General features: G+C 51.3%; 9 protein-coding genes. 3 read left to right on the forward strand and 6 right to left on the reverse strand.

The window, feature by feature from the left end; genetic code table 11:
* The 6 genes from V3U24_11650 to V3U24_11675 form a co-directional block, all read right to left on the reverse strand.
* Positions 1 to 1,364 (reverse strand): hypothetical protein (locus V3U24_11650; GenBank protein ID MEE9168097.1); only part of this gene is annotated, 1,364 nt, incomplete at its 3' end.
* 179 nt (positions 1,365 to 1,543) lie between these two features.
* Positions 1,544 to 2,578 (reverse strand): PorV/PorQ family protein, encoded by a 1,035-nt coding sequence (locus V3U24_11655; protein ID MEE9168098.1) that lies wholly within the window; start codon positions 2,576 to 2,578, stop codon positions 1,544 to 1,546.
* 13 nt (positions 2,579 to 2,591) lie between these two features.
* Positions 2,592 to 5,870 (reverse strand): T9SS type A sorting domain-containing protein, encoded by a 3,279-nt coding sequence (locus V3U24_11660; GenBank protein ID MEE9168099.1) that lies wholly within the window; start codon positions 5,868 to 5,870, stop codon positions 2,592 to 2,594.
* Positions 5,871 to 5,893: 23 nt separating this feature from the next.
* A complete protein-coding gene (locus V3U24_11665) occupies positions 5,894 to 8,896 on the reverse strand; it encodes a TonB-dependent receptor (protein MEE9168100.1) in 3,003 nt (1,000 codons plus the stop codon).
* A 54-nt stretch (positions 8,897 to 8,950) separates the two neighbouring features.
* Positions 8,951 to 9,631 carry a DUF4397 domain-containing protein gene (locus V3U24_11670; GenBank protein MEE9168101.1) on the reverse strand — a complete coding sequence of 227 codons (681 nt, stop codon included), beginning with the start codon at positions 9,629 to 9,631 and terminating at the stop codon, positions 8,951 to 8,953.
* Between the two features lie 275 nt (positions 9,632 to 9,906).
* On the reverse strand, positions 9,907 to 11,262 hold the full coding sequence (locus tag V3U24_11675) for a GWxTD domain-containing protein (protein ID MEE9168102.1): 1,356 nt from the start codon (positions 11,260 to 11,262) through the stop codon (positions 9,907 to 9,909).
* Between the two features lie 890 nt (positions 11,263 to 12,152).
* On the opposite strand from V3U24_11675, the gene V3U24_11680 reads away from it, so the two are divergent.
* The 3 genes from V3U24_11680 to V3U24_11690 are packed head-to-tail and all read left to right on the forward strand — an operon-like array spanning position 12,153 to position 20,574.
* Complete coding sequence (locus V3U24_11680; GenBank protein MEE9168103.1) at positions 12,153 to 15,809, forward strand: TonB-dependent receptor; 3,657 nt, start codon at positions 12,153 to 12,155, stop codon at positions 15,807 to 15,809.
* Positions 15,810 to 15,817: 8 nt separating this feature from the next.
* Entirely contained in the window at positions 15,818 to 19,468 is a 3,651-nt protein-coding gene (locus V3U24_11685) for a hypothetical protein (GenBank protein ID MEE9168104.1), read from the forward strand.
* Between the two features lie 8 nt (positions 19,469 to 19,476).
* The gene (locus V3U24_11690) at positions 19,477 to 20,574 is read left to right on the forward strand and encodes a PorV/PorQ family protein (GenBank protein MEE9168105.1); all 1,098 of its coding nucleotides are present in this window, start codon (positions 19,477 to 19,479) and stop codon (positions 20,572 to 20,574) included.
* Positions 20,575 to 21,245: the final 671 nt, after the last annotated feature.

Here is a 21,245-nt window from a genome sequence, read left to right on the forward strand (position 1 = left end):
GCGGCGGGCTCAGGGTAATGTGGCACGCGGCGCCCGGACGGGCCCGTTTGACACCCGCCCAGGCCAGGCGCAGAATCGCGGCGGTGGCTCCTGTCCGCACCCAAATCGTTGACTGACCAGTAGTCGAATTCGAATTCGCCCAGAAGACCGAAAAGGTAATACAACTCGACGGTCCCTTGGCCGAAGTCACCATTGTTGACCAGCAAGCCGTCCTCGACAGGCTCGAAGATGGAGTATCCGTAGAGAGGACTTTCGCTCATGTTTCCTTCAACGTCCTCAGCGGTAACGTAGTATTCCACAGCGTCACCCGCTCCGGCACCCGTTATTTCGGCAGAAAAGGTGTCGGCATCAGCTTCCATCGTCGCGGTTTGTTCACTCCCCTCGTTGATGGACCAGTGAAGAGTGACATCCTCAACACCGGCATCACCGATGGGATTTATGTCGGTAACGGTCGCCGATACTTCCCTTGGATCTTCGGACAGTGTTGGCCCCAGTACCGTCAGGTCTAGGATGAATGGGGCAGGATCCGCGGTGTATTCAACTACGGCATACAGTTCCCATCCATAGGTACGGATGTGCCACCCCCAATTTCCACTGGTACCACCATCTTCTTCCCAATAGTACTTGAATCCGTGGTACGGTGTCACCGGCTGAGGGAGAGCACCGATGCCCCATCCTGCGGTCCGGGTTGCGAGGCCTGCGATGAAGAAATCATCACTAATGCCCTCCGCATACCCGATGGACGACATGTCTATCGGATCGAGCCAACCCTCTTCGCCATCTAATTCCACAGACCAGCAACCGATGCCGAGTCCGGGCCAGATTTCAGCCCCCAGTGGCGGATCGCTGAAGCACTCATCGTCACCGGCTGACCACGTGCAGTCATCGCCATCTTCGCATTGTTCACCGTTCGCATCTAAGTACAGGCCAACCCAACCAGCCGCGTCCGCGCATCCGGCAACCTCGGCTTCACCACTGTAATTGGACTCATACAGGCAGAACTCGAATGTCCCTTCGAAGTTGACATTGTAGAGCATCAACATCTTCACGGTCGCCTCGGCGGCAGGTACCATCCACTGGGCGATGGAATCACCGACTGCCGGCGTGGGCTCGTGAGTGGAGAATCCGAAGTTCACCAGGTCACCACCGTCAGGCCATCGGAGATCAAAATCCTCCGTCGCCAGTGGGACTTGTGGGGTCACCCGGGAGCGTGCCATGATTGACTCCTTGGAATTGGGAATTGCTCTTACGTCACTGTCTACACGATAGTGTCTTCCATCGGGACCCAAAATAAAGTCCTGAGAAGCGAAGACAATGCCCGACAGTAGAAGAAGAAACAAAACCCCACCATTAACCTTCTTCATATCCATTCCTCCTCTTTGGTTAGTTTCGAGTTCAATTGTTATAGTTTATCATCAACATATAATAATTACAATTCAAATTTTTTCTTGCCTGAATTTCTTGCTGGGTAAAGATAAATAGCTATTATCATCTCCTTCAGTGACTTACCCCCCTGCCCTCCTTTGAGGATGAATAACTGCGATCAGAACCCAATCTTCAACGCAAACACGTGATTGGCGGCGAGAATTTCAGATGCGCGGAATCCGTAGTCCACCGCCATATCGAGGCCTGTGACGTCAAGCTTCACCCCTCCGCCGAAGGTGGGTCCAAAGAGGTATGCCTCCTCATCGTCGTCAGCAGCCAGGGTATATCCTCCCCGCACGAATGCGAAATCTCCAAAGACATATTCCCCACCAACCCGATATTCATCGCTTGAATAATTGTTATTCTGGAACATCCCCGTAAGGTTTACGAGACTGTTGCCCGGCATGGGCACGGTGTAAGACATCCCCAGTTCCATGGTCGAGGGGAGGTCGAAAGACGCGGCCTGGATGCTGGAGAACGCGGGACCTCGATCCGCATCACTGAAAGAGCCAGTTCGTAACAGACCGGGGCCACCATACTGCATCTGAGTTCCGACATCCTTGATCACAACGCCCACAGTCAAGCCCGGCACATTGACAAAACTACTGTATTGGACACCCACGGTGAGAGCTGTGCCCGAGGCCTGGACACGGGAAAACTCCTCGGAAATCAGATTCAATGTAACACCCACGAAAACCCGGTCAGTCAGCTGCCTCGCGAAGGTCAATCCCGTCGTGAAGAATGTGGGAGAGAAACTACCTCCTGTGCCGTCGGGAGCATCCTCCGTCGTGATGGGAATATCGCCAAAGGAGAGTGACTTGACACTGAAGGCCAATGATCCAAATCCCGAAAAATTGCCGCTCACGGCAACATAGTTGACACCGATATCGGCAAAGTAATCCATGCGGGAAACCATCAGGTCGGCATTATTCCCCGAACGGGCAATACCGGCCGGATTCCAGTAGAGGGCCTCGATGCCGGAACTGAGCGCCACCGTGGATCCCCCCATGGCCAGATCCCTGGCTCCTACCGGGATCAGAAGCTGAGAGGCAGCGGATGTTCCAACCCGCTGCTTGCTACCAGCATATAGGCCGGAAGTCATTATGCCAAGAGATATTCCCCCCAATAGAAGGGTAGTGATCAATCTTTTCATTGCCTTTTTCTCCCTAATAACTCCTGAGATACTGTTGTTCCTGTACAAGAGCCAGCTTCAGGACAGTTTCTTCCCCGATATCGGGCATATCCACATGAAGTATGTAAATACCGCTCGCAACGGGGAGGTCATTCTCATTGGTGAGATCCCATCGCAGAAACTGGGAATCAGGATTTGATTTATCCTCTTCCGTTAGTGTCCGCACAAGGACGCCCGCAAGGGTGAAGATCTTCACGGTAACCACCTTGGGGAGATGAGAGAATGTGACATATTTCTGAAACCGGCTGATCTCCCACGTATTGATCCCAAGATATGGATTCGGGAAGACGGTGACTCTCTTAACTCTCTCTTTGGGTGTGTCTCCCTCGTCGTCCCTGTCAACGGTACCAACAGAAAAACGCTTTATATCTCCGTCCTTGATCTGTTTGTAGGTACTCAACAGAATGTTTGTCCCTTCTTGCGGTTGGGATCCCACAACGTAAATCTTATCGATGGGTCTGAAATCCAGAGAGAAAAAGATCTTAGCCTTGTCCTGGCCCGACACTGTATCCGTGGTGGAGGTATAACCCACCTTTGCTATGTGGATCTTGTCGAAGACGGATTCCCCACCAATGGGGTCGTTTCCTTCCGTATTCCATTCCCCGTCATCCGCTGCGTCATCGAAGTAGCCGAAAAGTTGCATGTCGTCCGAATCGTCATCCGGTGCGCCGAGGTCCCATACTTCAAAGGGGACCTGAACAAAGTCTGTTGTGGGAAGCGTCGGTCCTGTGAGGGCGAAGCTGCCGCTCGACGTAAACCGGATTTCATAATCGTTCTCATCAATGGCCTTCGCCACCATATCGGAGGCTGAACCGGAAAGGTAGTAATCACCACCCGGGTTCGATCCCACGACGTTATTCCCTTCTTCCGTCACCGATTTGATCCCCCCTGACACATCGCCAACCGTCAAGACAAAACCACCCAGGTGTAGGTATCGATATTCTGTTACTCCATCCAGGTTAGTGGAGAGGGAGACGAGGGTGGTTTCCGGCGTAACATCCACTCGTACCAATTCCCACCACGTCGTGTCTGCCGTCTCATTCACCGTAAAGCGCACCTCAAATTCCTCCCCATCAGGGGCTTCAGGATCCGAGAGCACGGAGATCACCGGGGCATCATCGAATCCCTCGACGTCCACCACTTCCAAGGTGTCTCCAAGGGAATGTGGATAGATGGTCTGTGGATCCGGTGAGTGGGGAATGCCTGCCCGCAGCGATTGCGTATGGGGACTTTCCAGCGCGTGGGTGGACACATCTAGACTCATATTCTGGTTGTAAGCCGTCACAGAAAAATAGTATGTTTTCCCGTTGATCAGTCTCTCCCCTGTAAACGCATCTTTCGTGATCCTCAGGTACCACGAGATTCCACTGTTAACACCAAACTGAACAGGCTTATTGACGGCCACACCCACGTCAGGATCGAATACATCCTGGAAGATGTACCCGGGTGACGTTTCAAGGTCATAGGTGGCCAGAAGAACCGCTTCACTCTTGGATGCAGCGGCGCCGGGCAACTGATAAACGTTGTATCCCTCAAACAAATATCCCTTGATGTCGCTGTTTTCCGTGGCGGCCACAGCTTCCGTGTTTGACTCCCACTCAAGGACAAGCTCCTGGTCCTGTGCAATGATCCTCAGATCCGGCGCGGGGGGACCGCTCGGCAAGTCGAACAGGTTATCGTAGGCTTCCTGAACAAAGGTATCATTGAATTTCATAATGGCTACACTCTGGAGGTAATTCTCTCCCGAGCCTCCAACGAGAGCGACCACCACTTCCTGCGTATCGCCGAAAGCCATATTAAAAGGACCGCTGGACATTGTTATTCTCCGGTCACCCGGAGGGTAGCGACGCTGATTCCAAGGGGTCGGCTGTCCATCCAGGTCGCCACTGCCCAGGACGGGATCCCCTGAAAGTTCGAAATTGGTTGGATTCCCTCTTTCGTCCAGAATGGGGTCACAGGCAGGATATCCCGGCCGTGGCTCGCAAGCACGCATCAAATTGTACCACTGCAAGGTTCCCTCATAAGCATTCAACGTGGGATCGGTTCGTGGGGAACCCGCGATAAAGGGAACAAAGGCCGTCATGGGAAGATTAATAAATCCGGGGCCGACGGGTTTCAGATCAAATATGGCGTAGTCTTCGGAATCGTCTACACCATTCTTGTTGCGGTCTTCGCCAGCGATTCCCTCCAGAAGCGGTCCCTGAAGGAAATCGTAACCACCCGCAGGCGATGCTATCCCCCAGGCATCCCAGACCGCATCGCTGTTGGTGGAATTATAGACGTACCCGAGACTTAAGGTTGTATCGCAACCCGAATAATCGTCCGTGTACTGACCCAGATCAGGATCTGACCACTGTGAAATATACATATCCTCTATGACGGCGTCGTCAGGAGTGTTTTCTGTACCCTTGTAGATTAGTCGAACTCTCTTGAAGATGGCATTCCCGAGCGGGTTATCGAGGGCGTAGGCCCAGTATGTCTCCTGCACTTCCAGACCTGTGGGAATGGAACCGTGAAGTCCCACGACCCTGCCTGCGTCGAGATCGTTATAGACAATCCACATAGTTTGATCAGCTCCTTCGACTCCCGGAATATCTTCAACATACGTCGTATCGCCATCGTCGACTTCCAATTCACCATAGATGCCATCGCCGTCGGGATCAGGCTCATACTCGCCATTTCCATCCCTGTCAACGTAAGGAGCTCCCCATTCCCAAGGCCAGTTGAGCCAATCGATCTCATACCAGTCGTGTATCTCTTCAGTATTGGCGCCGGTTACTTCATCAACAGGGACGAGGTAGAAATTGGCCGCATCATCTGTCAGGTCGGCTGTCTGGAAGTCAGGGCGTACCCGGTAGGGGCGAACATCGGGATCATCGGGATCAACCGCCTCACCCTTTGAGAGGACTCGACCTGCAACATTACCCGATCCGTGTTCCGAGCCACCAACCCGCAATTCGGGAGTAACACCATCACGAACAAAGCCACCCCACACCATTCCTTCAGAGAAGATTAAGCCAGCCTTGCCTTTCGGGAATGTTCCGTTCCATGAACCGTCAACTATAGCCTCATGCCACCCATCACCCCTGACCCAGAGAGTAATATTGTTGATAGTCATGACCGTCGATATGGGCGACTCTGCCACACTCACTTTGGTCAAGGGCTCTGGTGTTGACCCTGGCTTTTCACGGGCGAACCCGGACGTAAGAAGAAGAACTCCTATTAAAAGAAAATTCAACAGTTTCTTCATCATTTTCTTTTGTCTCCCTAAATGACTTACAGTTCCAGACTCACCCCGAAGCGAACCTGACGCGGTGTTCCGAACAGATCGAATCCGTTTTGACGCCAGTTATGCTGTCGATTTTCCATATTGATGACCTGATAAAGATCTGCAAATCGCTCACCGGCACTCTGAACTATCTGCTGACCGTCAACGCTGGACAAGAATCCGTCATCGAAGGCATTCCCAGTGGCGTAGTAGATGTTGATCACATTCTTTTTGTTAATCAGGTTCTGGACGTAGACGTAGAAATTCAAGTCTATTCCTCCGATTCCCACAGTCTTATCGATGCGCACATTCAGGTTGAAAACCCAGGGCGTCTGGGAAGAATTGATGGGTTCGAGGGGGGCCCTCTGACGCGAATCCGTGTCGTTTAGGATAGCTCCCTCTGCGGCATCCTCCTGACCCAAACCACCCGGACTCTTGGCCAGAGTAAATCGGTGCCCACTGTTGAAGGTCAACAGGAGATTCAACCCCGTTCTCTGAAGGATTGGACCACCATCCCCTGGTCCAAATCGATAATCGACATTCATCGATCCCCTGTGGGTCTGGTCGTAAGACTGAGGAACCACAATCTTGGGTGCTTCCCCTCCCGGACCCTCTATGGCTCCACCAGCACTGCGGGAAAAGGAGTTCGTTCCTCGAGCATCAGAAAGCGTGTAATTCACTTGAGCTCCGACGCGGTTTATCCGTCTTACACGCAGACTGAATTCCAGCCCTTTTGTAGTCGCGAAGTCCTGGTTGACGTAAGCCGCATAACGAGAGATATCCCAGCCAGTGGCAGTAAGGATATTGTCAAACTGAATCTGTCCCTTGATATCCTTGTAAAAGGCGGTCAAGTCAAAAGCGGCAAAATCTGTGAACTGGTGGGAGAAGCCCACCTCGTATTGAGTGGACCGCTCCGGCTTCAGGTCATAACCTACAGGATTGATGAAGTAGTAACCTGCCGCCAAAACATAGGCGGAATATGCGAGGCCCCTGTACGTCACGTCCAGACCCGGCGCCTGGACAAACCTTCCGTACTGCAGGTGGAATACGGTCCTGTCTGTCACAGGAAAGGAAAAACCAAGCCGGGGTGACAGGAACTGATGAGCCTTGCTTTTCCCGATCCCGAGGAGTGTGTATTCATCCAAATCATATTCCGGCCTCGTGGAATCTTCGAGTGCCCAGGCATCCATATCGATATAGTCATAACGAACACCAGCATTAATGATCAGGTCGCTGAATTCAATTTTGTCCTGAAGATACAATGAACTGAATTGAGGGTGCCTTGGACCATCATCACCTTTATCTAGGACGTTCCCGAACTCATCGAATCCGTAAATATTGGGTGTAGCCTGCTGCCTGATCATTGTGGCCATGGCATCTTCAACTCTTGCAGAATCCGGATTCAATCTAAGAAAACCGAGCAGCGATGGCAGGCCTCCGCGCCCTCCGCTAATAAAGTAATTCCTTACCGTCCAATTCTCCGTGGAGCCGCCCGCTCTTAGCTCATGCCTACCCATTTGAGCCGTAAGTGCGGCGGAACCTCCCACATACGCCCGCTGGTCCTTGGTATAACCGGTGAGCAAGTAACCGGGGCGCTGGAACGGGAATCCATGGAAGTCGTAAGGCTGCGATAGTCCGGAATATCCTCCATAGGTCCATCCATGTTCCGCGGCTCTCAGACTGTCGCCGTAGGCGAGAATATCGTCCCCAAAGAACGGATCATAGGTTTCCCTACGGCGATCAACAATGTTCAAGTTCAGCTCAAGAAAACTCTTGGGCGTAATGAAATAACTTGCTTTTGTATTCCAAAATGCCTCAGTGTAGTCATTGAGAGGCTGCCTTTCAAGTGCGAAAAGGTTTCTCACGGGATAATCGGTAATTCCATAGATACCGATTTCCCCCCCTTTCCGTCTCTGCCACGTATAGGCTCCTGCAGTTCTTATCTGAAGTTGCTTCAAATCAAACAGGAGAGTCCCATTGACGGAATACCGGTTGCGGAATCTTCCAGGAACATTACCCGGGTCCCAATTCAAGACTTCCATATCACCCTTAGTCCCGCCGCGAAGGCCGCTGTCATATACCGTATCCACTGGAGCACCATCCGACCAGAACTGTGGCGAACCGGACCAGAACACAGGGTTATGTTCTCGAATAAAATAGTTCTCCCCCACCAGATAGAACCGGACACTTCTACTGAAAAGAGGTCCGCTGAGCGTCAGCACATAATCCGAGTAACCATAGGAGTATGTATTCAAGAACTGCTCTCCGGCATCAGCGAAATTATCGGACTCCATCTGAAAGGAAGTATGCAAACGCTGTCCCCCGGTCCTGAAGTTCTGTTGAACGATTCCAGCATTTGCGCCACCAAATTGTGCAGTATATCCTCCTGCCTGAACGAGAACCTCTTCAAGAGCTTCGGGAATCGTGGTTATCAGGCTTCCACCGTCGCGGCTGACAATATTTTTTGTGCTGGCCCCTTCAATGAGGTATCCCACCTCGTCGGAACGACTTCCGCGGATATGGACACGCTCGTTCTGGAGTATCACCCCGGGTTGAAGAGTAAAATAGTCCTGAGCTCCCCGTACGGGTAGATTCTCCATGTCCTCCGACGTGAGAATCCGAACGGCATTGGTCGCACTTTTCTCAATCAAAGGTCTCTCGGCAACAACCTGAATTGGTTCTCCCTCAAGGGCGACGGGGCTCATCTCGATGTCTTCCACAAAGGCTGTTAGTCCCGCCACCACCTTCACGTTGCTGATGGTGACTTGCTGATATCCAACATAGGTGGCCCTGAGGGAATATGTGCCCGGAGAAACGTTGAGGATCATGAACTCTCCCTCTGTGTCGGTTGCGGCTCCCAAAGACGTCCCCACAAGAATAACATTGGCACCGATCAATGGCTCCCGGGTCTCCCGATCAATGGCCGAGCCGCTGATCTTACCATGCTGGGCATAAACTGTCGACACAAGAAGCGTCAACAATATCAAAGTCTGAAAAGTACCTCTTTTCATTTTTCTTTCCTCTTTTTTGAGGGGCTTCCTGCCTGGTGGCAGGCAGGTTTGAAACTAATCATCATCGAAAATTTTCATCAAAGTGTCGTACACCGCTACCGTGTATCGGCCACCTTTAGCGAACGACAAAGAATCTGAGAATACCGAGACGTCATTGGTATCGACAGAAACAGAATAGTTGTCAGGAAAAATCGCTTGATAATTAGAGTCGTCGCCATATGAGAGACCTTCGGCAAGAAAGCTTGAATTGTTGCCCACCACATTGACGGATACTTCATCAAAGTCTGATAAGGCACTGAATATCCTGACAATGGCCGAATCAGGATTCGTCCAGTCGGGATTTAAGTTCTCGGGGGCTTCGAATATATACCGTTCCTGCGCATTGAAGTAACTTACCCCCGATGTATCTCCAAGAATAAAGACGCTCCCCTTCCTCTCCGTTGCAAAGACCATCTGCTTTTCCGTATCCTGGGATCCATCGCTCTCCGGAAACTCCACGGTAAGAGTTCGGGACCCAGCGTCAATCTCTTTGTACTCACTATCCTCACCGAACGAAAGACTCCCAAAAGAAATATCAGCCAGTTTGACAGTCGCAGATCCGAGCCGGGAAAGATTCACAAATCTCACCTCAGACTTATAATCCTGCGTAGTCATGGCGGGATTATCCATATCGATGCAACTCATCCCCACCAGGAGTAAGACAATGAGTACGATACCTAACCTGCTTGAAGTCATCTTAGGCTATGCTCCTTAAATGATCGATTAACAAAAAAAGGTGACTCACCCGTCTCGAAGCCATACGCACTAATTTCCCTCTCTCTATGAAGAGTCTCTGATTTATCTAAAACGCCCTGGATTCCCCCTCCCTCGGAACTTAACGGGCAAATCGTCAAATCTTGAAGAAATATAGACAACTCTTTTCGTTCTGTCAAGTGTAACAATCGCATTCCCAGACTTTTTTGGCCACATTTTGCTCTTTTCAGTGAAATTAGGTCGCCGAAAACCCTAAGTCATTCACGGACCTGAATTTCCCAGTTATCATCTCGGAGTTCATTCCGATGGGTTGAGTGAAGCAAGAGATGGTCGCGAAAGCCGAAGAGGTCTGCAAACACAAACATGACGCCTCCCTGGATTTCGTGGTAATACCAGATTTCGTAAGGTTTCATACCCATTTCACTGTCGCTCCGCTCGTATTCATCGGGTGGACCGTATGTGAGATAAACCCGGCCCCGGTCTGTCTTCCACCCCTCTTTTCTACCTACCCGGAAAGCCTGATTGGTGTAGTCCACGCGACTAAAAAACTCCCGTTTATACTCATTCACGGCCGTCTGGAGATTTGGGTCCCGCCTTCGCCAGAAGTCAAACAGGAACATTCTTTTCTCCTCTGAGGACGAAAAGCTTTCGTATCGAAATGCCTCCTCGTCGCTCACGATGTACTCCATCATTTCAAACTCCCGATCCAGGTCCTCTTCCTGCATTCCCCCATATTCAGACGCCAGAACCCCGGCGGATAGACGCGGCGGATATTCTCCCACCATATGAAACGTCTTGACTGACGCAACGGTGACATCCGCCACCGAATCAGTTACGGAAAAGTTCAGATGGTAGGTACCCGAAGGAAGGGATGAAATGTTGATGGAGCCCGTTTCCACGCTCGATTCGTTGACCCTGGACTTCGTCTTTCTTCGCGCCATCAACACCCTACCTTCAGAATCTGACACGGAAGCGACGGTGTGGTAAACCCCTTCCTTCGATGAAGTCAGAAGATTGTATGCCTCCATGTAATAGTGAATGAAAGGGGCCCCCGGACCGTAGACGTTCCCGGGGTTGGGCAATACTTCAAGGGTGTTCTTGTAAAAAACGCTTTCTATATCTGAGGAAGGTTTTGGGCGGGATGAGCATAGTTCAATTTCGCTCAATTTGATGCTGTCACCTGCAAATGATTTCTCAGGAACGGGGTGTATTACTTCAAAACGTCTGGAATTATTATTCTCGTCAAAACATTCCATCTTCAGTGTGTAGTCACCATTGGGAATCGCCAGACCGATCACTCCCATGACGCTGTTCCGGTACAGCTCTCCGCTCGTGTCTTCCACAGCATGGGGAATCCGCCACACCCTGTCCAAGACCACCGATTCATCTGTCGGTGAAATAAATGTGGCGAGCATCAGAAGGGCCCCCTCAAATCGTCCTTCTTTTTCCACATATGTCAACTGTCCTTCGTCGATAGCGTAGTAGAGTTCAAGGTAATTGGCTTCATCATCGTACCGGAACTGCGCCACGTCTGTGTCCACGTGCAGCGGAGTGACCTGGGCGGCCCCGAGGAGAAAAGGGACCAGGAAGGGAAACAGAGGTTTTGTGGTCATGGCGTTCTTACTACTGGAAAAATCTAAGCATGGGAGGGGCACTATGTGAAGCAAAAAGGCGTAAGGGAAAGCATGTAAGAGTCTCTGGTCTTAATACTCGATTTGTTCATGAGTTTTCAATAAGAACGACTACCACAGGGAAAATGGAGGAGAGTTTCATTCATCCTCGCGGCAATGGGCAACACCGTCTGAGACAACGTTAATCTTTTTCTTACTGTCCTTTTTCCCGATTTGATCGGGAGACGAAAATCTCAACATCCCGTGGAGAACTGTCGCTAAAGAAATATTCGGTCCGGCTTCAAGACCACTTGAGGAGATTGTTTTAACTCTCCCGCCTATATTTGTGCCATATGGCGATATCCAAGACGGGATCAAACAGAAAACAACCCTCACCCTCAAGCTCCTTTCGGCCATACAGAACTAAATATTTCAAATGCGACAAAAAATAGACAAAGGAATAAAAGAAATGGCCTTAAAATCGTCCTGTCGGTATTCGTGGAGGCGGAGACGCGGATCATCTCAAGATCCTTCGGAGAATCCATGACTGTCTGAGACCTCCCGACGTGTCGGGGGGGCAAGTTTCACGGATTCCCGTGGCTCCAGCCGATACGGGCGGGAGGATTTTTCAGCCAAGCTTCTTTTGCAGTACTTTTCTTACGCTAAGAAAAGTACGAGAAGAATCCACGGTCTAGATAATCCCACGACGAGAATGTTGGGTGACGGGGGGTGCAATGAATGGAAGTTCGGGGCCAGCATTCAGATTGGACAATCATCACAAGATCTTACCTGCATATGGCGAAAGGCCTTTTTCTTGACTTCATTCGACTTTTTCACTAACATAGTTGAGACACTCGGGAAATCATCCCTCTATTTAATTAAGGATAGAACAGATGAAAGCGAAGATTGCACTTTGTTTGGCAGCGTTTCTTATTCTCACCCTTCCGCCGTCACTATCTGGCGGAGTAACCGGTAAAATTACGGGTAAGATCACCGACCGTGACACGGGAGAGCCCCTCGTGGGAGCCAATGTTATCCTCCAGGGAACGCCACAGGGAGCGGCCACGGATCTAAAGGGTGTCTACATCATTCTTAACGTTCGAGGGGGAAAATATGCCGTCGTCGCCTCAATGATTGGGTACAAGAGGGTGGAAATCAAGAACGTCACCATCCTCGCAGACCATACCAGCTCGGTGGATATCGAAATGGAACAGTCGGCCATTGAGGGAGAGGAAGTGACCATAACGGCTGAGAGGCCCGTGATCGTGAGAGATCAGACGGCCACCACAACAACCGTCCTGGCAGAACAGATTGAAAACATGCCCGTAAACTCCTACATGGAAGTGCTTAACAACGTGGCAGGCGTCGTGGAGAACAATAACGGCGGCGGCGATGACGGTATCCATATTCGTGGGGGACGGTCCAACGAAATCGCCTACATGGTAGACGGATTCTGGGTAGAAGATGCCATCTACGGTGGCATGGGCACCGACGTGAGCCGACCCGGGATTTCGGAACTCACCGTTATTACCGGTGCTTTCAATGCCGAGTATGGGGAGGCCATGTCCGGTGTTGTGAACATTCTTACGAAGGAAGGGACGCCGGATTTCAACGGATCGTTACGTTTTTCCACGGACAAGTTTTCCAGACCCATTTCAGAAGAACAACCGTCCTTTGACTGGAACACCCGCCGGTTTGAAGGATCCCTTGGAGGACCTATTCCCGTGCCGGGCCTGCGGCGAAACTTCGCCACCTTTTTCATCTCGGGGGACATTCATAAGACCGACACGTATCTTGGTAGAACACGGGCTGTAAAACCCGTGTTTCACGACCTTAATGGGAATGACACCTACGATCCAGATCCTTTTACCGATCTGAATGGAAACGGGGAGTGGGATTTGAATGAGCCCTATGAGGATGCGGATGAAAACGGCGAGTTTACCAACGAACAATACGTACAGGATATCTATGACCTTGACCAGGACAATGATGAAGATGAGCTCCTGGTGAAAGGTCACGTCTACAAGAACGCCACGTTCCGGGATCAGGCGCGCATTACGTCGAAACTGGTGGTCCGGCCGTTTTCGAGTATCAAGTTAACGGCAGGAGGGATTTTCAATCGCGTCGACCGGCGTCCTTTCAGCATGAACTACAAGCTCTACCAGGACAACCGTGCCCTCATCTGGGAAGACAGTGACCTTTTATACGTAAATCTCAACCATGCTCTTTCGTCGAAAACATTCTACAATATCAAGGTCTCCCGCTTTGTGAACCGCTCTCTGGAAGGGCTTGAAAAGTATATGGATATAGATGAAGGCCTGTGGCGCACCAAGCGGGAAATATCGCATACGGGTGATGTCGCCAGAATAAACACGTACTGGTCACCCCAGGAACCCTATGGAGACGCCGATGGAGACGGGGAATATACCCCGGGAGAACCGTTCACCGATGTGGACGGCGATGGAATCTGGGACAGCAATGTTTTTGACACGGGAAGAGACGGGATATTCGCGGAATCCTTTACCGACGAAAACAACAACTGGACATGGGATTCAGGAGAAGATTTCGTGGATACCAACGGCGACGGAATCTGGAACGGTCCGGATGAAGGGGAACTGGATGGAATTCCCACCGCGGGGGAAGAGGGAGTCGTTGACCGCTGGTGGAACTTCTACGCGGAACCGTTCCATGACACCCCTGACGGAATCTACCGCTCCGGCAGTGCCGATAATCTTCTCTATGACGCAGATCAGGATGGCGTTTTTGATGAGGAAGATGGCGACTTTTTCATCGACGTTTCCGGTGACGGTGTCTGGCGTCCGGGGGAGGACTACGTGGATCTCGATGGGAGTGGGGACTACAGCTACGGGATCACGCCCCCCTTCAGAACCACCGCATTTGAGGGGGTATCAAACTATGAATTCTACGGTCCCCACACCGTTCTCGACGCCAACGGTGACTCCGTCAGAGAGGCCCTTTCCGAAGACAATTTCTATGAAACGTACGCCTCAAGATCCACCTCCATCGAAGGAAATTTTACCTCCCAGATCAATCAGCATCACCTGATCAAGATTGGTGGGGAGTACAGGAGATTGTTGCTCGAAGATTTCCGCATCACGGGATTCGGGGGCGGCATCTGGGGAGTCGCAGGCGATCCTTCGTATGTCAACTGGAAGTATGAACCTTATCAGGGAAGCCTCTACATACAGGACAAGATCGAATTCAAGGATTGGATCATTAACCTGGGAGTTCGCTGGGATTATCTGGATCCCAACAGTGAATACGCCGACCCCACCCGGTCGCTTGCCTTCCAGGACGCTCAAGGGAACTACACTAGGGCCAACGCGGAAGCAGAGCCCTTTTATGACGAAGGAAACGGGAAATGGGACACCGGCGAATTTTTCGTCGATACCGACGGAGACGGCGAGTACACCAATGGCGAGATCTTCACAGATGTCGGAAATGGAGTGTGGGATTCAGGAGAATTCTACGTTGACGCAAACGGCGACGGAACCTGGACAGGAGCGGTAGAACGGTATGGATACTTCGATGAGAATGGCGATTTTGTGGAGCCTCCCAGAGCCACCAAAAAGTGGCAGTTGAGCCCTCGACTGGGGATTGGATATCCCATTACAGACCGCATCGCCTTTCACTTCTCCTACGGACAATTTTTCCAGTATCCCGACTATGACAAAATGTTCAGATTGGCTAATCAGGGAGACCCGAACATCTATCAAAACTCTCTCTGGCCTTTTCCCTATTCGCTACAGGATTTTTACATCCCACCCGTAGGCAACCCAAATCTGAAGCCTGAGACGACCATCGCGTACGAATTTGGAATCCGGTGGCAGATCTCGCAGGATTTTGTTATGAATACCACAGTATTCTATAAGGACATCTACGATTATATTTCCGCCGTCATAAGATATGTGGATCCGACGGACTATGCTATCTTCGAAAATCTTGATTACGGAAACGCCAAGGGTATCGAATTCAACCTCAAAAAGCTCTTGTCCAATAACTATTCTTTCTCCATTGTCTACTCATACCAGAAAGCTGTCTCCAATGCCGCCAATGAATACACGCACTGGAACGAGGCTTATCTCGCCTCCGTGTATGGTACGTACCCCTCCCTGAAGACCATTATCATGCCGTGGGATCAACCGCACACGTTCAATTTCACGTTCGATTACAGGAATCCGAAGGGATACGGCATGAACCTTATCGGCAACCTTGGAAGCGGGTTACCTTTTACACCTACCGATGTTCGCGGACTCAATCTGGCAGATAGCAACAGCGGCCGGATGCCTTCCACAGCCGTGGTGGACATGAAAGCATACAGGGATTTTCGATTCGACAGGATCACGGCGCGCCTGTTCCTGGATGTGAGAAACGTTCTCAATAAACGGAATATTCTGAATGTCTTCAACAATTCGGGTAAGCCCGATGAGAGCTTGAACCCGAACTCTTCGGCCGCCTGGGAGGATAGACCCCAGTACTTCGGTTCGCCGAGACACATTGAAGCTGGTATCAGCCTGATGTTCGATTGAGGCTCAGGATGAAATTGCGATCCCGTCGCCTTGTGAATCTTCCTGTCTGGGTACTTATCTCAGCCTCTATCGCTCTTGGCCAGACAGACGGGCTGAGCAAACGCGACTACTATAATACCCGCGTCGCTCCGGTGAAGAAACGCCCTTCTCTCTTGAGGATTTTCGGTTTTGAAGACAGAAAACGGAGCGTTCTGGATATTGGCAACCTGGTGGTGAGGTTTTCCAATGCGGCAACGCTGGGTTACGACCGGTGGGGATTGAACCACGAATTCCCCTCGGGCAGTATGGCAAAGGCTCAATGCTGCACCTATTACTGGACCCTGTCCCCCATAGTCGGGGGACTCGTGAAGGGCCAGCCATCGGTGGCTACGGGTGTACGCGGGAGTTTGCGGGATAGCGAAGAGGAGTGGGAACCTCTGCCGGGATACGACGCTGGAATCGTCGATGATCAGTCGAACATCGGCATTGCCTTCAGCGACAAGCCGGGATCATGGCCGGATGCATGGCCCATTGAAACCGATCCCACGGGAACCTACACCGACCCCGTTACAGGTTTGAGCTGGCCGGGAATAGAGGCCCCACTCGATCTCGATCACCCCGAAGGTTCGGGACTGCGGTTTCCCGGTGTGTTGGATGGTCTGGTTGCCGGCAAGCGAGAGGCCTATTTTGTTGTCACCGATAACGATCCCCTAGAGGGGAACACCCTCGAAAGTAACGGCGTGGGACCGCTGAACATTCGGGTGGACATGTGGGCACTTCAATATGACGACAACCTGAATCAGGATTTTGTTATCTGGTGGGAACGATTCACCAACGTAGGTCCCGATACGCTCCGGGAAGTTTTCGTGGGCCTTAACGGAGATCCCGACACGCCGGAACAGGGTGGTGCTGAGTGGACAGACGATTATTCAGTTTTTATTGAACGGGGGGATCCCCTCATGTTTGAAAAGATTGGTGTTGCTGATCAGCCCCTTCTGTGGGATCTGGCGATTATCTACGATGGCGATGATCAATCAGAAGGATTTATCTCCTCGGGAGTCGGTTGGAATGGACTCAAGGCTCTGAAGACGCCTTACTCACAAACAGCGGATGGTCTTGATAACGATGGTGACGGGGAGGTGGATGAAGGATTTGATGGTGTGGACAACGACGCCGATGGCGATATCGACGAAGAGGATGAACAGGAAGAATTGGGAGTGACCAACTATTTCGCCTTTCCCTATGATCTAGATGCTCAGAGTGACAATGAGGCCTATTATATACACATCCGTGGAGGCTTTGGCAAGGAAGATCCCGGCACAACGGGATATCAGGAAGCTCCCCACACCGACGATACGGAGCAAAAACCCTATGCTTACGGTCCCGATGTTACTGTTGTGATGACCTCAGGACCTATCACGCTGGCGCCGGGAGAGAGCGTTGATTTTGTTTTTGCGGATATTCTTGGTGTGAATGAGACGGACCTGTTGAATAACGCCCTGACGGCCCAACTCCTCTTCGATGCTGCGTTCAAGGCACCTGCACCTCCAGATGAGCCCGTCGTTAACGGTGTGGCCGGAGATGGAGAGATTACCCTCTACTGGGATACCTATCCGAGTGAATACAGCGTTGATCCCTTCACAGGCAATAATGCGTTTGAAGGATACCGGATTTATAAGTCCACCGACAGGGGTGCAACCTGGGGTGATCCCATAACGGATGGAAAAGGGAATACCGTTTTTTATAAACCTGAAGCCATATATGACCTTGAGGATGACTGGTCAGGCGTCATCGCCTATGGGAGCCCCGCGGCCTATTACGATCTTGGCAACAACTCCAGCCTCCAATACAGCTACACTGACCAGAACGTGATTAACGGTTTGGAATACTGGTATGCTGTCTCAGCGTTCGATCACACAGATGGCATTATCCCTCCCCTGGAAAACCCACCCAAGAAATCGAGAAGCGATGCTGCGGCCTCGGGAAACAATACGGTCATTCTGATTCCCGAATCGAGACCAACTGATTTTGACGCCGGGATGATCGAAGTGAAGCAACTCACAGGGCGGTCCACCGCAGATGTCCACTACACCATCTATGATGCCGCACGGTTGGATGGCTACAATTACTCCATTACCATCAATGACGATTTTGACGACACCGATGACACCACAAAAAGCTACTCCGTACTGAATGAGAACCTGTTCACTGTGACCAGACAAATTGCCGTGACGGGGACAGGTTTGCCTCATCGAAATATTTTGGAAAGCTCGGTTGTGGTGACGGATCCGGATGATGGCGAATACCAAGAGGGAGTGGATTTTACGGTGGATACGGAAGAAGGCGAAATCTTCTCCACTGAGGAAGGCGCCCTGGCCAAACTGAAAGAGGTTTCGTTTGCCGTCTCCTATAAATACTATCCTATTTTTGAAAGCACCCTCCTGTCAGGTGAGACATACAATCCCAGTTTTGAAGGGATGCGGTTCATGGTCACTGATCAGGAAGATGTGCTTCAGGATGACGAATCAACGTACTGGTCCAATCCGCAGAACGAAGATTCTGTGGCTACCACCAACTGGAACGTGGTCGCCAGCCCAATTTCGACCCCCGGGAATCCCGATGATTATGAGATCCGTTTCGAAGGCAGTACGCCACTCGTCGCTCCACAAGGCGCTGAAATACCTCTGGAACTGTGGAACGTTTCAGCAACCCCAGACACCTTTCGGTTTGACCAGCTCATTGTGTCTCCTACTCCGGTGGGCGGGGTGATCACCAGCGGTACGGAAATCAGGATCATTGAAGTGCCAAACGGGGAAACGACGCCAGCTATCACGTGGGGATTTACCCTCATGGCTCCGGACCCGGTCGCTGAATCTTCCGACATTTCAGTCACCGTCCTCTGCGATACCACCCAGCCCGGAAATGGAATCTATGATGAGGGTGAACATTTCACTGATCTGGACAGCGATACTACGTGGGATGAAGGAGAACCTTTTGTGGACTGCTACTTTGACTCGGTTTTTGCCGTATCAGAGCTGAATGCGGGGATTTCCGCCATGATCCCGAGACTTGCCGACAGTGTGGCGGCATACTGTGACTCCCCTGACATCGATACAACAATCACCGATACCGTAGTGGATGTTTTTCAGTACGACCTTGAGACATTCACGTTTGACACTATTCCGGGACTTAGAATGACCGCAAACGTGTCGGCTCTCTGCGACACTTCAATTGATCCTGAAACTGGCGACAGAGTGCTCGTAGGCACCACCAAGCCCCTCTCCGTGGATGACAGTTATCTGATTCAATCTTCCGCCTCTCAATCCGTCCTGAACACGCAAGGCCAACTCGAAGAGGTGAAGGTTGTGCCGAATCCCTACGTGGTCACCTCGGTCTACGAAACGAACATCGAAACGAAGGAAGTCCAGTTTCATTACCTGCCAGAGAGATGCACTATTCGCATCTTCACCCTGGCGGGTGAACTTCTAAAGGTAATTGAACACAAGGAGGGGAGCGAGGGTTGGCGCGGGCCCAGCATTGAGGCCTGGAACTTGAGAACATACAACAACCAGGAGGTGGCATTCGGGATCTACATTTTCAACGTGGAGGCCGAAGGTGTCGATAGCAGTGGAAATCCGAAAACGTTCAGCGAAGTTGGCAAGCTTGCCATTATTCGGTAAATGATGTTATGAAAAAGATAACAAGAACGGTCTTTGTCCTGGCCCTTTCCAATCTTCTCTTTGCCGTGAATGACAATGTGGGCACCTCCGTGGCCCACTTCCTGAAAATCGGGGTGGGTGCTCGAGCGGAAGCAATGGCCGGTGCCTTCACCGCACAGGTGACGGACGTGAGTGCACTTTACTGGAACCCTGCCGGACTCGTCGCACTGAAGGGTCCCGAGGTTATGTTCCATCGGACACAGTGGATTGCCGGTATTGACCACCTTTTCGTTGGAATCGGGTGGCCCATCAGCCCCCGATTCGGTTCACTAGGCTTGAGCATTCTCTCCCTTACCATGAATGACCTGGATGAAACCACGGAACAGCAGCCAGATGGTACGGGTCGAAAATTCCCCGCCGGCGACTTTCAGGCCGGTGCGGCCTACGCGAAACGAATTTCAGACCGCTTCGGCGTCGGGATTCACGCGAAATTCATTCAGGAAACTATCTCTTTTTCCCAGGCAAGGGCTTTTGCTGTCGATGTGGGGACTCGGTACAGGACAGATTTTCTGGGACTAACGGTGGGCATGGCCATCACCAACTTCGGTTCCGAAATGACCATGCGCGGTGCCGATCTCATCTACAAGAAAACCGACATATTCCCCGATGTGGGCTCAAATCCCAATGTGAACACCCTTCTGGAAGCCAGATCGTGGCCCCTGCCCACCGCCGTGAGAATCGGAATCTCATTACAACCCATGGGACCGGGGGGGGTGTTCCAGACACGTGATCTATCCTTGACCATGAATATCGACTATTTCGACCCCCGCGATTTCAGACCTCACTACAACATGGGATTTGAGGTAGCCGCCTATGATATGCTGTATTTCAGGGCAGGACTCGTGAACAGATTTGCGGCGAATCTTGCTTATGACGAGGGACAAGGAGTAACCACGTTAACGGAGCCGACCTCGTTTCTGGGGGATTACGAACAGCTCTTTACTTTCGGTGGGGGTGTTGAGTACAAGATTCCATTTACCAATACCATTTTCTCCGTTGATTACGCCTACTCGCAGATGTCCTTCTTCTCCGGCGTGGAACGGTTCACTTTCTCGTTTAAGTTCTAACCAGCCCTCCACGGACAGCACGTTTCTTTCTCGCATCGTCCCACGGTTCCCCACAAGATCTTGACATCTCCGTCCTTTCTCGCCTGTCCCACTTCGTTTGTGGCGGGCAGGTGTCGCGTAAGAAAGAAACGGCCTTAAAACAAGCTGACGATAAGGGGTTGGCAGAGCCGTGGATCAAGATGAATTACTGTCCGAGTCCTCCCGACGTGTCGGGGGGAGGAGTTTAATTCATCCCCACGGCGATAACCAACACCAGTGAGCTTGTTTTTCAGCCGGAGTTCTTTTCGTACTTTTCTTGCGACCAAGAAAAGTACAAGAAAAACAGCCAGATCATTCTCAGTCGGAGCTTCTCTTGGTATCCCGATTAAATCGGGAAGAAGTACGAAAAAAGACTACCTATTCTTCTCCTTTCTTGAGATGAACAGAAGAATCAAGAACAAAAAGGGCGACTAAAAGCCGCCCTTTTTTCGTTACTTGTTAGGTTATTTCTATATCTTATTCTTCCTCCAGCCCCCGTTTCACCTCTTCCTTCGTTTCTTCTCTAGTCCGGCGACGATCGTATTGCTTCTGCGACTCTTCCACCCTTTCTGGCGGTATGGGATGCGTCGACTGACGGAGTGAGCGTTTCTTCCGTCTTGCTGGCACCTTGTCACCCATAGTTACCGGAGTAG

It is taken from the genome of Candidatus Neomarinimicrobiota bacterium (assembly GCA_036476315.1).
Taxonomy (GTDB): domain Bacteria; phylum Fidelibacterota; class Marinisomatia; order Marinisomatales; family S15-B10; genus JAZGBI01.